Consider the following 15,312-nt stretch of genomic DNA (forward strand, 5'->3'; position numbering starts at 1 on the left):
CTACGGTTCCTTCGGCTGGCCGCGAAGACCCGTTGCCGGATTGAAGCATCTCGCCCGCCCCGCTTCAAGGATCTCTTCCGCCCCGTCGCCTCGCCACGATAGAATTCGATCCGGCTCGCCAAGGCGGAGCCCTGCTCGAATCCCGGTGCGGGAGCGATCGGACGCGTCTCGAACGCAGGAAGGAACTCCATCGCCATGAGTCCTCCGGTCGGCCCTTCGGGAGAGGCGATGCCGCGGCTCGCATTCGCGACCTCATTCCGGTCCACCGTCCTGACGATCGCGCTGGTGCTGGCCCCCGCGGCCGCGACCATGGCCGGGGAGGATCTCCCTCGCAGCCCGACGGCCGAGGTCGCCGAACGCGTCCGATCGCGGAGGGAACGGGACGCGGAATCGCGGTGGAATGACCGGACCTTTCGCCCCACGGTCCTGGTGCGCCGGGGGACTTCCCAGGGGACCGGCACGATCATCGCCTCGCTCGAGGGGGAGACCCTCGTCGCCACAGCCGGCCACGTGATCCGCGGCGACGGACCGATCCAGGTCGAGCTGCACCGGTACAACCTCGGCCTCGAGAAGACCCCGGCGACCCCCGGGAAATGGCCGCGCCGGCTCGAGGCGGAGCAGGCGGCGATCGACCCCTCGGCGGACGTGGCGATCCTCCGGATCCGGAGCCGCGTCGCGCTCCCCTACGTCGCCCGAATCGTCCAGCCCGAGGAGGAGCCGGCGGCCGACGTGCAGGTGACGTCGCTGGGCATCGACCTCGGCACGAAGCTCGGGAGCTGGGACAGCCGGCTGGTGGACGTCCTCTGGTTCGAGCTCAACGACAGCCGGGCCGAGCGGCCGTTCCTGGTGACCGCCCGAATCCCGGAGCACGGCCGATCCGGCGGCGGACTCTTCGATCGTGATGGGCGGCTCGTAGGCGTTTGCGTCGGTCATGCCGAGGTCGTCAAGGGCCGGCGGATGGGCATCTTTTCGTCGGCGGAGAATCTCCTCGAGCTCCTTCACGGCCCGGAGCTGAGCTCCATCATGAGCCGCTCCGAGGCCAGGCTCGCCCGAATGACCCGCCGATCCGAGGTCCTTGCCCGGCGCTCCCGGAGGCCTCCTCTCCCCGCGGTCACGGCGACCGAGGCCCCGATCACCTCGGACGCGGCTCCGTCCCCGAGGTCGGTGCCGGAACCGGAGCCGGCCGTTTCCGACCGGCCGTGACCTCCTATCGGGCAGCTCGCCCGTCCCCGCCGACGCCATCCCCCGTCCCCCGGCGAGACAGCCATCGCAGGACGATGAGCCCGACGCAGAAGGCGGCGGCCAGGGTCCCGAAGACCGCCATGTGAATGCCCTTGCGGTCCAGGTAGGAGACCAGCAGGAGGAAGGCCGATACGAACAGCCCCGTGGACGCGATCCACTGGGCCGTGCCGACGACCCGGGCCGGCCGGTGGATCCTCGTCCGGGCCGGGTGCGACGGCGGACGCGGCGGCAAGAGCCCTCCCGGCCGGCCCAGTTCCTCGGGCATCACCTCCAGGGCCGGCGCCGGCGGGGCCGCGATGATGCGGACCGTCGACGGGGGTCGTCCCGGACTGCCGCAGCTCGGGCAAAGCGCCCACCCGCCCCACCGGGGGAAGTCGGCCACCAGGCCCACGCCGCAGGATGGGCACAGATAGCGGGGAAAGACCGTGACCTTCGCCGCCAAGCTCCACCTCCCCCATGCTCGAAGGGCCGACCGATCGCACCATCGTCTCTTGGTTTTGGGGCCCCCGGCTCGTCCCACGTATCCTAACATCCCCCTTCCGGGAGAGAAGTCGCCGCCCTTACGATGGGCGTCTTGTCCGTCGGGTAGTCGATCGCGCGCATCGGTCCGCGACACCCCGCCGAGGACACATCCTCTCCACGCGGAGGACGCGATGCGAGCCCCGACCCTCCTCACGGCGATCGCCCTCGGACTGATGCTCGAACCGGCGCTGGCGGACGGGCTCCGCTTCGAGCCCCAGGAGATCGACCCCCACGTGGGCAACGTCTGCTATGCGCTGACCGTGGCCGACGTCAACGGCGACGGCAAGCCCGACGTCGTGGCCGTCTCCGAGGACGCTGTCGTCTGGTACGAGAACCCCGGGTGGGCCCGGCGGGACATCGTCCGGGGGACGACCGAGCGGGACAACGTCTGCATCCAGCCCCACGACATCGACGGCGACGGCCGGGTCGACTTCGTCCTGGGCGCGGGCTGGCGTCCCCCCGACACGAACCGGGCGAGTACCCTCCAGTGGCTCGGCCGCGATGCATCCGGCGCCTGGAAGGTGCACCCGATCGCCTACGACGAGCCCTCGCTCCACCGCCTCCGCTGGGGCGACGTGAAGGGGACGGGCAAGCCGCAGCTCGTGATCGCCCCGCTCCAGGGCCGCGGCACGAAACCTCCGGACTGGGGCAAGGGGAACGGCTCGCGCGTCCTCGTCCTCGAGGTCCCGACCGACCCGACGAGCAAGGACTGGCCGGCCGAGGTCGCGGACGACTCGCTGCACACGATCCACAACCTCCAGATCCTGGACCTGGACGGCGACCATCACAACGAGATGGTCGTGGCCGCCTGGGAGGGGGTCTTCCGACTCGATCGCGGGGCCGACGGCAAGTGGGCCCGCACCAAGCTCGGCGCCGGCAACCAGGCGTCGACCCCGAACAAGGGGGCCAGCGAGATCAAGGTCGGCCGGACCGCCGCGGGCGTGCCCTACATCGCCACGATCGAGCCCTGGCACGGCTTCCAGGTCGTCGCCTATACGCCCCCGGCGAAGGCCGGCGAGCTCTGGCCCCGCACGGTCCTCGCCGAGCCGCTCACCTGGGGCCATGCCGTCTGGTGTGACAACCTCGACGACGACGCGGATGACGAGCTGATCATCGGCCAGCGCGATCCCAATCCCGCCGGATCGCCCGGCCCGAAGGGCCCCGGGATCTTCGTCCTCGACATCACCCCCGGATCATCCCCGATTTCATTCACGCGTCAGACCGTCGACGACGGCGGGATGGCCTGCGAGGACGCCCTTTCCGCCGACCTCAACGGCGACGGCCGCCCCGACCTCATCGCCGGCGGCCGGGCCACGCACAACGTGAAGATCTACTGGAATCGAAGGCCTTGAAGGCCGGGCAGGGCACGTCGATCGGGGCCGCCCGAGGAATCGCAACGGAAGAGGAGGATCGATCTCATCATGAAAGCCATCGTCATCGCGGGCGTCGGCGGGCCCGAAGTGCTTCAGGTTCGCGAGCTGCCGACGCCGGAGCCTCGGGGGGACCAGGTGCGCGTCCGGGTCCATGCGAGCGGGCTGAACCGGGCGGACCTGCTCCAGACCCGGGGGCTGTACCCGGCCCCGGCCGGCGTGCCGGCGGATATCCCGGGCATGGAGTTCGCGGGCGAGATCGACGCCCTGGGACCGGACGTCACCGGCAGGCTCAAGGTCGGCGACCGCGTCTTCGGGATCGTCGGCGGGGGTTCGCAGGCCGAATATCTGGTCACCCAGGAGCGGATGGCCGTGCCGATCCCGGCGAGCCTGGACATGGAGCAGGCCGCGGCGGTCCCGGAGGTCTTCGTCACGGCCCACGACGCCCTGATCACCCGGGGACGCCTCTTCCCCGGCCAGCGCGTGCTGATCCACGCCGTCGGGAGCGGCGTCGGCACGGCGGCTTCCCAGATCGCTCATGCGATGGGCTGCACCGTCTTCGGCACGTCGCGGACCGCGGACAAGCTCGAGCGGTCCAAACCGCTGGGCCTGGACGTCGGCATCGACACCTCGCACGAGGACTTCGCCGAGGTCATCCGGGATAAGACCGGCGGCGAGGGGGTGCACGTCGTCCTGGACCTGCTGGGGGGCAAGGTCCTGGCGGGAAACCTCAAGGCGCTGGCGACGCGCGGGAGCCTCGTGCTGGTGGGGCTGCTGGCGGGGCGGGAAGCTCCGCTGGACCTCCAGGCGATGCTCACGAAGCGGCTGACGATCGTCGGCACGACGCTCCGCTCGCGGCCGCTCGAGGAGAAGATCGCCGCGACCCGCCTCTTCGCCGACCAGGTCGTCCCCTGGCTGGCCGAGGGCAAGGTCCGACCGATCGTCGACGCAGTCTTCCCGGCCGATCGGGTCAAGGAGGCCCACGAGCGGATGGCCTCCAACGGGTCTTTCGGCAAGGTCATTCTGACGTTCTGACGGGCGATTCGAGTCCCGCCGCGGAGGCGCCGTTCCCGTTCCCGTCTCCGTTCCCCCCGGCGGGCTCGGGCTGCTCGGCGAGCCGGCCGTCCTGGATCTCCAGGACGAGGTCGTCCGGGGTGATGAACCGCCGGTCGTGGGTCACGACGACCAGGGTCGTCTGGGAGGTCTCCTGCATCGACCGGAGGATCCGATAGATCTCATCCCCGGTCTTCGAGTCGAGCTCGCCGGTCGGCTCGTCGGCGAGGACCAGGATCGGATCCTTCACCAGCGCCCGGGCGATGGCCACCCGCTGCTGCTCGCCGCCGGAGAGCTGGTAGGGATGATGGTCCAGCCGGTTGCCCAGGCCGGTGATCGTGAGCAGCTCGGCAGCCCGGTCACGTTGGGCCTGGGTCACGCCGCGGGGCAGGAACGGGACCAGCACGTTCTCCATCGCGGTCAGGTTGCTGATCAGGTTGAACGACTGGAAGATGAAGCCGACCTGCTCGCGACGATAGGCGTTCTGGGCCGACTCGGACATCGCCATCAGGTCCTGGCCGTCCACGACGATCTTGCCGGCGGTCGGGCGGTCGAGCGCCCCGAGCATGTAGAGGAGCGTGCTCTTCCCCGAGCCGCTGGGCCCGACGATGAACGCGAACCGGCCGCGATCGATCCGACAATCGATCCCGCGCAGGGCGTCGACCATGCGGGTGCCGCTTCGATACGACTTCCAGACCCCCACCACGTCTATCATCGTCGGGCCTCTGAAAATAGGGGCGAGGGACGAGGGGTGAGGGGCGAGCCAGAGTCATGCGGTCAGCCCCTCGTCGCTCGTCTCCTCCGAATTCTCTGGGCCCTCGCCCCGTCCTCAGTGTGATCCGATCCGGATGGCCTCCATGGGGACCATACGCGCCGCCCTCCAGGCGGGGTAGAGCCCCCCGAGCGTCCCCATGACGACGGAGAGGGCGATCCCCAGGCCGAGCGTCCCCGGCGAGACGCCAAGATGGACCCCGCCGCTGAGGAACCTGTTGGCGATCGCCGTCCCGAGCAGGGCCAGGATGCAGCCGGCGAGCCCCGCCAGGAGGCCAAGGAAGGCGCTCTCGAGCGTGACCAAAGCCAGGATGTTCCCCTCCGACCATCCGTTGGTCCGCAGGACGCCGAACTCCGTGAATCGTTCGGTCGTGCTCATGAGCATGGTGTTGATGATCCCCACGATCCCGACCACCAGGGCCAGGCTGACCAGGAGCATCAGCAGCTTGTCCACATGGCCCATCAGGCTGCCGAAGTTGGCCTGGACCTCGTTCATGCCGCGGGCGTCCACGCCCGGGTGGGCCTTCTCGATCCGGGCCGAGAGGTCCTCGTTGGCGCCGGGGTCATTCCCCTCCACGTAGATGCTGGAGACCGTGTCCTTGCCCACGTTGAGCACCTGGCGGGCGGCGTCGATGTCCATGACGATCACCACGTCCAGGAGCATGGAGCCGGTCTCGTAGAGGCCGATGATCGTGTACGACTTGTCGGCGATCCGGAGCGAGTCGCCGATCTGCCGCGGCTTGCCGTCGGGGCGAGGGAAGTCGCGCGCGAGCTTCCGGCTGATGACGATGTTGGACGTGCCCCGGTCGGCCTCCGTCAGGAATCGCCCCTCGCCTTTGTCCTTCAGCGCCCTGGGGAAGACGGCGCTGCGGAGGTTCTGGTGGGCCGGGATGTCCTGGCCGGAAACCACCGGCTGATCCAGGAGCGAGGCCATCCCCTTGTTCGAGAAGAGCCCCCGGGTGAGCAGGCCCTGCCCCTCGACGGGGGGCGAGATCCCCCAGACCTCGGGGGCGACCGCGCGCACCCCTTGGAGTTTTCGGAGCTCGCCGGCCAGGCTCGCGGGGAGCGTGCTGACGACCGGGCTCATGGCGTTCTCGCGGGTGAGGATCAGGCCGTCGATCTGGCTGAGGGTCTCGCCGACGAGGTTGCGGACCGCGTCCGAGACGCTGAAAAGGCCCATCACCCCCAGGATCGGCACCGAGAGCCCGATCAGGGCGAGGATGGTCCGGAGCGGGCGAGTCAGCAAATTGCGCCAGGCGAAGATACCCATGGTCTCTCGATCCGGGCAAAAGGGAAGCCACCGATCGTGTCCATCGCGGCGCCCCGTTTCTCCTGGGGCGGCCGGCCGGCCCTCTCGCCTCGCGGCGCGGGTGACAGCCGTCGATCCTCATGATACCAGCGAGGCCGCGACGACGGGCAGACTTCCCGGCGATCCTCCGGCGGGGGATCGAGCCACCACCCCGGCGCCACCGGCGGACCGTCAGGAATCCTGGGCAGGGGCCTCGGGGCTCTCCGATGGCGGCGAGGAGGTTTCGCGAGCTTCCGGGGGAGCCTCGGACGTCTGGGAGGGTGGGGAGACTTCGACGGCCTTCGCCTCGGTAGGAGCCTGGGCCGAATCCTTCTCGTCCTCGGGGGTGTCGCGCGCCTCCCAGAGCTGCTTGAGCTGGCCGAACGATCGAACCGGTGCCTTGCCCGCGAGGGCATCCTTGGAAAGCGGTGGCGGCGGCGTGCTCGGCCTGGGAGGCCGAGGGGCCTGGGGCCGAGGGGCTTGCGGCCGGCTCTCCATGCGGCCGGGGCCGCCGGGCCCGCCCGACGACCGCCCGAAGGCGCCGCCACGGGCTCCGGATCCGCCCCTGCCGGGGCCGGACGGTCGACCGCCGTGCCCGTGACCCGGGCCCGGACCGTGTCCCTGCCGCTCCGAATGGCCGCCCCCTTCGTGGCTGCCGGGCGCGTGAGCTCCCGGGCCGTCACCGCGTCGGGGAGGGGCCTCGTTGAGTGCGGCGATCGGCGCGGCGCCGACCGGCGGAGAGGTCAGGTTGGAGCCCGCCGGCCGCGGCGAACGGCCACGATCCCGGCGCCCCTGGCCTTGCCCCTGGCCCTCCCTCGGCTCGCCGCCCCGCCGCGGTCCGCCCTGTCCCCCGCGCTGGCGCTCGGTGCCGGGCTTGACCATCGTGAGGCTGACCCGCTTCCGCTCCTGATCCACGCTCATCACCCAGACCGTCACCACGTCGCCGACGCTCACGACGTCGTGCGGGCTCTTGATGTAGCGATTGGCGAGCTGGCTGATGTGGACGAGGCCGGAGTCCTTCAGGCCGATGTCCACGAAGGCCCCGAAGTCGACGACGTTGAGCACCGTCCCCTTCAGCTCCATCCCCGCGGCGAGGTCCTCGATCTTGAGGATGCCCTGCTTGAAGATGGGCTTGGGGAGGTCGTCGCGGGGGTCCCGCTCGGGACGGCCCAGCGCCTCGATGATATCCCTGAGCGTGAGCTCGCCCACCCCCAGTTCCTTCGAGAGCTCGGCGGTATCCGCCGTGCGGAGCTTCTCGTGGAGCTCCGGCAGCTTCTCCTTGTGGCTGACGACGTCCGGGGTGAACTCGAACTTCGCGAGCAGCTTCGTGGCCGCCTCATAGCTTTCGGGGTGGACCCAGGTCCGATCGAGCGGATGGGCACCGCCGAGGATCTTGAGGAAGCCCGCGGCCTGCGTGAAGCTCGCCGGCCCCACCCCTTCCACCTCGATGAGCTCCTCGCGGCCCGAGAAGCGGCCCTTCTCGTTGCGGCGATCGACGATCCGGCGGGCGGTCAGCGAGTTCAGGCCGGAGACGTGCCGAAGGAGGGGGACGCTCGCGGTGTTCAGGTCCACGCCGACGAAGTTGACGCAGCTCGAGATCACCGAATCGAGCGTCTCCTTGAGCTGCTTCGGGTTGACGTCGTGCTGGTAGAGGCCGACGCCGATATTCTGGGGCTCGATCTTCACGAGCTCCGCGAGCGGATCCTGGAGCCGACGGCCGATCGAGATGGCGCTGCGAAGGGTGGCGTCGAACTCCGGCAGCTCCTCGCGGCCGACCGGGCTGGTCGAGTAGACGCTCGCCCCGGCCTCGTTGACGATCACGTAGGCGAGCTGCGCCAGGATCTTGTCCGCCGGATGCGGGGCGGGAGGCGTCTGGGGCGGCGGCGGGGACGATGGCGGCCTGGACCGCTGCCCGCGTTCGCGCTGACGATTGTGGTCCTTGCCGCGACGGCCCTCACCGGCCGGTTTGGTGCCGGTCGGCTCACCCTGGGGCGGTGCCGACGGCTCGACGGGGGATGCTCCCTCGCCGGGCGTCTCCGCCACGGGCGGGGGGGTCGCGGGCTGTTCGAGCTGGTCGGCGGGGACGGCCTCGTCCGGGGCCGGGGCCGCGACCGGCCCCCCCTCGGAGACCATCGAGGCGACAGCCTCGGTTTGGATCGGCTCGGTCGGCTCCGGGAGATGGGGCGGGGTGAGGCTCCCCTCGGCCACCGGTTCGTGAGCGGCGCCCTCCCCGCCAGGGGCGGGCGGCTCGGCCTCGTGCGGAGGCGGCTCGTCGTCCGGGGCACCGCCCACGATGGGAGGCAGCGTCTCGTCTCCCAGGGAGCTCGACGCATCAGTTGACGTTGGCTGGGCTTCCGTCACCGTGCTCGGGTCCGGCGGATGCACCACCTCGCCATTGGGCTGCGGCTCCGCGGCAGGCGGCCCCTCGGCGGGCGGGGTTGCATCCGGGCTCGATTCCGGTGCGGCCTCGGCCTGGACTTGCGGGCCGGCGGACTCGACCTCGGACGGGGCGGGGGCCAGCGCTCCGGATTCGGCCTGCTGGCTGAACTCCGTCCCCTCGGCGATGATCTCGGCGATCAGCTCCTCGGTCTCCCGGCAGGCGGTCCCGTTGCCGATGGCGACGACCCCGATCCCGTGCTTGCCGACCAGATCCTTGAGGACGATCTTGGCCTCGGACCGGCGGTTCTGCGGCGGATGGGGGTAGATCACGGTCTGGTCGAGGAGGCCCCCCTGGGGGTCCAGGACCGCGACCTTGCACCCGGTCCGCAGCCCCGGGTCGATGGCCAGCACCGGCTGGCGGGGAATCGGCGGCTGGAGGAGCAGGCTGCGGAGGTTGCGGGCGAAGACGTCCACGGCGTGGCGCTCGGCCGCCTCGGTGAGATCCCGGCGGACCTCCCGCTCCATGCTGGGCATGATCAGGCGATCCAGGGCGTCGATCGCCGCCCCCCGGAAGAGTTCGGCCTGCGGGTGGCCCTCGAGCGGGAGCTGGTGGAAGAAGGCGGCCTCGAGGTCGGGACGGGACACCTCGAAGCGGAGCTTGAGGGGGCCTTCCTTGTCGCCCCGATTGATCGCCAGGACCCGGTGCGGCGGGACCTGAGAGAGGGGCTCGGAGTAGTCGAAATAGTCGCGGTACTCGAGCCCCTGGCCCTCGGCGACCTCCCCCTTGCTGGTGACGACCTTGCCGGTCTTCCAGACGACCTTGCGGACGGCGTCGCGGACGGCCGCCATCTCGCTGATGGCCTCGGCGAGGATGTGCCCCACGCCCTCGAGCACCTTCTCGGGCGTCTCCAGCCCCTTCTCGGCGTTGACGAACTCGGCCGCGGCGGCGGGCAGGTCGGAGAGCGTCTCGTCCCGGTTCCAGACCCGAGCGGCCAGCGGCTCCAGGCCCTTCTCGCGGGCATCCGAGGCCTTCGTCCGCTTCTTCGGCTTGAAGGGGAGATACAGGTCCTCCAGCCGCTTCGGGTTCTCGGCCGCCCGGATCGCGGCGGCGAGCTCGTCGTTGAGCTTGCCCTGGGCCTCGATCGCCTTGAGGATCGTCGCCTTCCGCTCCGCGAGCTCTCGCAGACGCTGGACGCGAACCTGGATCTCGTGGATGACAACCTCGTTCAGATTGCCGGTCCGCTCCTTGCGGTAGCGAGTGATGAAGGGAACGGTGTTCCCTTCATCCAGCAACTGGACGACGCTTTCAACCTGAACCCGCCGAATTTGCAGATCCTGCGCGACTCTGCCCAGGTCAACCGAAATCGGGTTGTCCATCGAGACTTAACTCTGCACCAGGAGTGACGACGGAGACGCCCGGAGGCAGGTCGGGTCGGCTGATCCCCGCCGCGGGAGCGGCTCGCTCGCATGGGTCAGGGCGCACGATGTCGCCCCCACCTTGCATTAAGTGGGGACAATGTATAGGAACGATTCCCCCCTGTCAAGCACCCGGCGTTCGGCCCCGCCGTTCCCAAGGTCCTGGAATATCGTGGCTTGCGACCGGCAGGCGGGGTTCTGGGGAAAATAGGAAGGGGGATCGGAAGCCCTCGCTTCCGCCCCCTTCAGGTACGCGCCTTCAACAAAGCTGCGATCTCGACCCGGGCCGACGGGACGCCCAAGGGCGTCCCGCTCAGCCTCCCTTCCACCAGTTGAAGTAGAATGGGAACGGGTAGGGACCGGGGCCCGGCGCGATCGCATCGAAGTCATAAATGGGGACGTAGCTCCCCATCGAATAGTACATGCCGACCGGGCGGTAGGGATTGGTGACCGTCTGGAAGAAACGGAAGGGGCGGGGCCAGGGAAGGCTCGAGGAGTCCACCTTCCCGGAGCCGGGGCTGCCGTAGAAGAAGGGGTAGACGCTTTCCGTGTGGCGGGCCTTCCAGCCCATGCCGTAGAACCCCTGATCCTTGATGCCGTCCCTGTGCTTCACGAGCCCGCGGTCGGCATAGCGTGTGTTGTAGAAGTTGTCGCGAAGGGGATCCGGGGGCAGCTTCTCCTGGACCCCCGCGAAACGCATCATCAGGCCGCTACGCTCGCTCAGGTCCTGGAGATTGGGGGCCGGATACTGGGCCCGGGCCGTCGCGGGCAGGAGCCCGAGCAGCAGCCCTGCCAGAGTCGCCGCCCGCCGGAGCCGCCGCGCGGGGAGCACGACAGGTCCATCCGGGCGGCCCGCGACCGCGGATCGCACCACTTCCGTTCGCATGGATCGCTCCTCTTCTTGTGGATCGGCCATCCTGGCCCGCATTCCCGCTCACTCGCCCCGAACGTGAAGAGGCCCGGCGGGTGCCGGGCCTCCTGGACCGCGACAAACGTCCCTTCCTCTTAGATCGTCAAGGGACATCCGGATTCATTGGCGGGAACGCGAAGTAGTCGCGAGGTGACCTCGTCGTGACAATATAGGGGACATATCCGGGCCGGAGCGGCACCGGGCCACCGGGGCCGACGAAGTACTCGAACTTGTCGTGGTGGAAGAGGCCCAGGGCCGAACCGAGCAGGCCGTGCGCCTTGGAGGCCAGCCCCTTCAGGCAGTTGGCGCAGCCCTTGCCGCCGCAGAGGCCGCAGGTCCGACCGCAGAGGCCGCTGCCGCCGCACGAGCCGCAGCCCTTGCCGCCGCAGAGGCCGCAGAGCTTCTTGAGCAGGCCGCAGCCGCCGCAGGCATTGCAGCCGTTGCCGCCGCAGGCGTCGCACGCGGTGCCGATGCCGAACCCGCCGCAGCCGCCGCAGCCCCGCCCGCCGCAGAACTTGCAGTGCAGCTTGTTCAGCAGGTTGCCCAGGTGCGAGTGGATCCCGCCGACCTTGCAGCCCGGGTCGCCGCAGGCCGACTGGCCCGAGGGGGCCACCGTCTGGGACGTCGGGACCGGGGCCGGGGCCGCCGACTGGCCGGTCGCCGCGACCGTGGAGGCGTGGCACGGGGCGAAGTGCTTCTTGTGTCCCGAGCCGGTGACGGTCACCGGGTCGCCGCAGGCCAGGCCGTCGCCGCCCTTGCCGAAGAGGCCGCAGCCCTTGCCGCCGAGCCCGCTACCGCAGCCGTCGCCGTGGAAGAGCCCCTTGCCGAGGCAGAACCCGCAGCCGCCGGCGCCGTGGCCGGCGCCCGCACCGCAGCCCAGCCCGTGGCCACAGCCTCCATCGCCGCAGCCACCGTGGCCGTGGCCGTGGCCGTCGCCGTCGTGACCGTGGAAGAGCCCCGCGGCCTTGCCGAACAGGCCGTGGATCGGCCCGGTCACCGTGCCCAGGGCCTTGGCGGCCTCCGCGTGATAGTCCTTGGCATAGTGGCCATAGGGGACGGGCGGGGCGAAGTATTCGCCGCCCGTCGAGTAGTCATACGCCGGGACCTCGCGCGGCATCGTGTGCCAGCCGTCGCCCCTCGCCCGGCTGATGCCGAGCCCGAGGACGGCCGCCAGGGTGATCGCCAGGGGCACGCCTCGCCATTTTCCGAAACGCATGGTCAATCCCTTACCTGTACTTCCATGGATCCTCCTGGAGTGTCCGGAATCAAGCGAGCAAGCGGTGGGTGTGCCCGGGCTGTCCTGCGCACGGGCGACGCCATCTGCCCCGGCCGCGAGCAGGGTCGCGAGGGCGAGTCGGATCGCGGGGAGGAATGAGCAAGGCTGCCGTCCCGTCCCGTCGCGTCCGATCGCTCGCGCCGACGACGCCCCGGGACGCTCCCGATCCCCGTTCGCTCCACGGGGATCCTCGGTCCCTGCGTCCTCCGCGGCGCGGCCCCCGCCTGGCGCGGGGGCGGCCTTCGGTCCCTGATCTGGCCTCGACCTTGTGGATCGACCTCTTGCCGACGTCTTCTCGACCGAAATCGACGGCCGGCGCGCGAGGAAAGTCCGATCCCCCGCGCCAGGCGAGAGGACCGGACTTTTCCGAAAATCGAATCGACTCGAATGGGAGCGGCGAACCGATGCCGCCCGCTCCCGATCCGATTCCGCTCAGTGCCCCTTGCCCTTGCCGTAGACCATCTCCGCCGGCAGGTCGCTGACGGACTGGCCCGCCGGGTCGTAGGTGATGGCCGCGTGGGCCTCCCGCGCCTTGTCGCCGCGGGCCGCCCGCCTGGCCTGGATGTCATGCCGCAGCCCGCTGACGCCGATCAGGTGGCCGATGACGTGCGGCCTGCCCGTGGACGCGCCGTCGATGCCCGTCTGGGCCGCCGGGATGCTCGAGGTCTTGACGGCCGGGTCGTACGGGCTGGAGCCCGAGCCCGGACGCGTGCCGAGCGCCGCGGTCTGCGGCCCGGCCGGCCGATAGGGCATCGCCGACCGGGAGACGCCCACGGGTGACGGGCCGGCGTCGGCCATCGCGGACGGATTCATCTCGCCGGGGCCGACCACGGCATGGCCGGGGGCATTCGCGCTCGCCATCGCCGGGCCGCCGACGCTGGCGTGGCCCGCCGGGTAATTCTCCACGATCGTCACCGGGCCGGACACGACCGTGCCCGCCTCGCAGGCCGCGCACGGGACGCCGGGCTGGCCGTGCGAGTGCACCACCTGGCCGGGGATCGCACCGGCCGGCAGGACCGCCGGGGGCGGGGGGACGTCCACGCCGTCCCGCTTCTTCGCGCGGGCCCGCTGGCATTCGACGCAGTATCGCGATCCGAACAGGCCCTTGTGCTGATGCTTGGGCGCCTGGACGACGGCCGTGACGACCTCGCCGCCGGCCGCCACCGGATCATCGGCCGCCTTCGCCATCGACGGTGCCACCAGCGCCAGGCCGCAGAGGCCCAGGCCAATTCGAGCGAGGGTACGCATACGGGGAACTCCTTTCCCAGGCTCGCGCCTTGCGCGCCGCCGGCATCCACGGGCGGTGCGACCGAACCGAACCGGAAGATCCATGCGGATTCCATCGGGAACGCGGGCGCTGCTCCTGTCACGACGATCGCCGCTGGCGGCTGGATGTCCTTCCCCACCGCCCGTCGAAGATCCTCGGCCAGGACACCGGAACCGGCCCGACCGTCGCGAAACGCCCGCGCCGGAGGACCGGACCTCCCGATACATCCCCTATGATCGGCATCACCCGAGGGCCGCTTGCGTCAAACTTCTCCCTCGAGCGTTTCGGCGGGTGCCGGCCCCTTGAGGAAAATCAATGCGTGAGGGTGGTTTTCCGGCCACGACGATGGAAAACCTCGAGCTCCTGGCTGATCCAGTATGCCTCGTCCGCCATCGCGCCACGCCCGACGGCCTCCTGCATGGCCTCCAGCATCCAGTGCCTGGTTGATCCCCCCGGCGGGAATAGCTCTTGGCGCGCGACCAAGAGATCCCACTTGATCAGGGAGAACGCCTCGGACGGTGACATCCCGTCGCCATCTGAAAGCCAATCGCGGATTTCAGGAAGTAGTTGCCGAAGGGCCTGGTCCGGCAGGAGCTTGATGAAGGACTTGTAATCGGGCGCCGGATCGCGCGGGCTCAAGGTCGCCAGAAAGAGGGATACTCTTGTTCCCCCGCCTTCGCGAGGGTTCCTACGGGTGGATCCCGATGACTCTGCATCGATCTCCATCAGCGTCCTGAACAGAGACAGGAGCGTTTTCCTTGGATAACTCCGTAGCAGTCGCACCAGGACCGGGCGGCGGATAGCCTGGTCTCGAGACCGCCACCTCGAGGCCAGAGCGGAGATGAGTTCAGCCCGATCGACCTCACATTCCGATCCACACACCGACTCAAGCGTATCCAGGTAGCTCACCAAGAATTCGGCGACGGTCCCGCGGAGCCAAGGGTCCGACTCGTGCAAGACGCGGAAGAGCGTTGGATGGCTGCCCCTTCGGGAGACTCTCCGAGCCTCACTGCGGCGATCAAGGAGTGATTCGCTGTGCCCGAGTGCCTTCACCATGATCCGCGCCTCGTCACGGGTGGTCGGGGCCTTCGCGGCCTCGAAGAGCACGGAGAGGGCTTTCGGCTGTGCCAGCCCGATCGCCACCAGGGCCTCGTAGGCGATGGTCCGCACCCGCGGGTCCGGATCATGGATCGCCCCGCGGAGGGCCTCCGCAACCTCCACTCGCGGGCTCGCCGACTTCCGAAGCATGGTTGCGACTTCGCGCCGAATGGCGAAGTCGGGATCGCGCAGGCCCAGGCACTCCGCGTCGACAACCGGATCGGAATGCGGGTCCGTCGCGGCCAGGGCCCGGTGGGCGCTCATCCGCACGGCTGGATCGGGTTCGCTCGCGAGGCGGCGGACGACCATCGGGACGAGAGCCGGCCGCCGCGCGACGTTCACGGCATGCACCGCCTGAAGGCGGACGCGAGCCTCCGCATCGCCAAGGGCCGATTCCAGCGCCCCATCCCCCTCGGGTGTGCCGGCGACCGCCAGCACGAGCAGGGCACGAGCCCGGACATGATCGGGCTGCCCTCGAACCAGGCGCAAGGCCGCCGGGACCGCCGGTGACGCGCCGGTTCCCAACCCGACCAGGACGTCCGCGGCGGCCTCGCAGACCCCCTCGTCGCGGTCGTCGAGGCGATCCCCAAGGGCGACGGCCATGGGTGATGCCTCTTCTCCGGAAAGCCGCAATTGGCGAAGGCCCAGCACGGCGTCGCGGCGCGTGTCGGCATCGGGACTTTGGAGGGCCAGGAGGAGTGCCCCCAGGTTCTCGGCCTT

General features: G+C 70.2%; 12 protein-coding genes. 4 read left to right on the forward strand and 8 right to left on the reverse strand.

The genetic code is table 11. From position 1 onward, the window contains the following. Positions 1-228 precede the first annotated feature (228 nt). Complete coding sequence (locus G6O54_RS02715; protein ID WP_165219913.1) at positions 229-1,203, forward strand: S1 family peptidase; 975 nt, start codon at positions 229-231, stop codon at positions 1,201-1,203. A gap of 4 nt (positions 1,204-1,207) precedes the next feature. Here the strand turns inward: G6O54_RS02715 and G6O54_RS02720 are convergent, their stop codons facing one another. Next, the gene (locus G6O54_RS02720) at positions 1,208-1,684 is read right to left on the reverse strand and encodes a hypothetical protein (RefSeq protein WP_165219914.1); all 477 of its coding nucleotides are present in this window, start codon (positions 1,682-1,684) and stop codon (positions 1,208-1,210) included. Between the two features lie 211 nt (positions 1,685-1,895). Between G6O54_RS02720 and G6O54_RS02725 the strand changes: the two genes are divergently transcribed. Both G6O54_RS02725 and G6O54_RS02730 read left to right on the forward strand, forming a co-directional pair. Beyond that, positions 1,896-3,116: an FG-GAP repeat domain-containing protein gene (locus G6O54_RS02725; protein WP_250846687.1), complete on the forward strand. Its 1,221-nt coding sequence runs from the start codon at positions 1,896-1,898 to the stop codon at positions 3,114-3,116. A gap of 69 nt (positions 3,117-3,185) precedes the next feature. Further along, on the forward strand, positions 3,186-4,169 hold the full coding sequence (locus tag G6O54_RS02730; RefSeq protein ID WP_165219915.1) for an NAD(P)H-quinone oxidoreductase: 984 nt from the start codon (positions 3,186-3,188) through the stop codon (positions 4,167-4,169). On the opposite strand, the gene G6O54_RS02735 is transcribed toward G6O54_RS02730, so the two are convergent. From G6O54_RS02735 to G6O54_RS39025, 7 genes are all read right to left on the reverse strand, one after another. Further along, positions 4,153-4,902 carry an ABC transporter ATP-binding protein gene (locus G6O54_RS02735; RefSeq protein ID WP_165219916.1) on the reverse strand — a complete coding sequence of 250 codons (750 nt, stop codon included), beginning with the start codon at positions 4,900-4,902 and terminating at the stop codon, positions 4,153-4,155. The genes G6O54_RS02730 and G6O54_RS02735 overlap by 17 nt on opposite strands. Positions 4,903-5,016: 114 nt before the next feature. Continuing rightward, complete coding sequence (locus tag G6O54_RS02740) at positions 5,017-6,228, reverse strand: ABC transporter permease (protein WP_165219917.1); 1,212 nt, start codon at positions 6,226-6,228, stop codon at positions 5,017-5,019. Between the two features lie 210 nt (positions 6,229-6,438). After that, a complete protein-coding gene (locus tag G6O54_RS02745; protein ID WP_165219918.1) occupies positions 6,439-10,002 on the reverse strand; it encodes a Tex-like N-terminal domain-containing protein in 3,564 nt (1,187 codons plus the stop codon). A 352-nt stretch (positions 10,003-10,354) separates the two neighbouring features. Continuing rightward, positions 10,355-10,927: a hypothetical protein gene (locus G6O54_RS02750; protein ID WP_165219919.1), complete on the reverse strand. Its 573-nt coding sequence runs from the start codon at positions 10,925-10,927 to the stop codon at positions 10,355-10,357. A gap of 127 nt (positions 10,928-11,054) precedes the next feature. Beyond that, positions 11,055-12,167 (reverse strand): hypothetical protein, encoded by a 1,113-nt coding sequence (locus G6O54_RS38500; RefSeq protein WP_165219795.1) that lies wholly within the window; start codon positions 12,165-12,167, stop codon positions 11,055-11,057. Positions 12,168-12,659: 492 nt separating this feature from the next. Beyond that, the gene (locus G6O54_RS02760) at positions 12,660-13,475 is read right to left on the reverse strand and encodes a hypothetical protein (protein WP_165219921.1); all 816 of its coding nucleotides are present in this window, start codon (positions 13,473-13,475) and stop codon (positions 12,660-12,662) included. A gap of 331 nt (positions 13,476-13,806) precedes the next feature. Beyond that, positions 13,807-14,742: a HEAT repeat domain-containing protein gene (locus G6O54_RS39025; protein ID WP_250846697.1), complete on the reverse strand. Its 936-nt coding sequence runs from the start codon at positions 14,740-14,742 to the stop codon at positions 13,807-13,809. On the opposite strand from G6O54_RS39025, the gene G6O54_RS39030 reads away from it, so the two are divergent. Next, the gene (locus G6O54_RS39030; RefSeq protein ID WP_250846698.1) at positions 14,680-15,102 is read left to right on the forward strand and encodes a hypothetical protein; all 423 of its coding nucleotides are present in this window, start codon (positions 14,680-14,682) and stop codon (positions 15,100-15,102) included. The two genes, G6O54_RS39025 and G6O54_RS39030, sit on opposite strands and share 63 nt — an antisense overlap. Positions 15,103-15,312: the final 210 nt, after the last annotated feature.

The organism is Aquisphaera insulae (genome assembly GCF_011064615.1).
GTDB lineage: Bacteria > Planctomycetota > Planctomycetia > Isosphaerales > Isosphaeraceae > Aquisphaera > Aquisphaera insulae.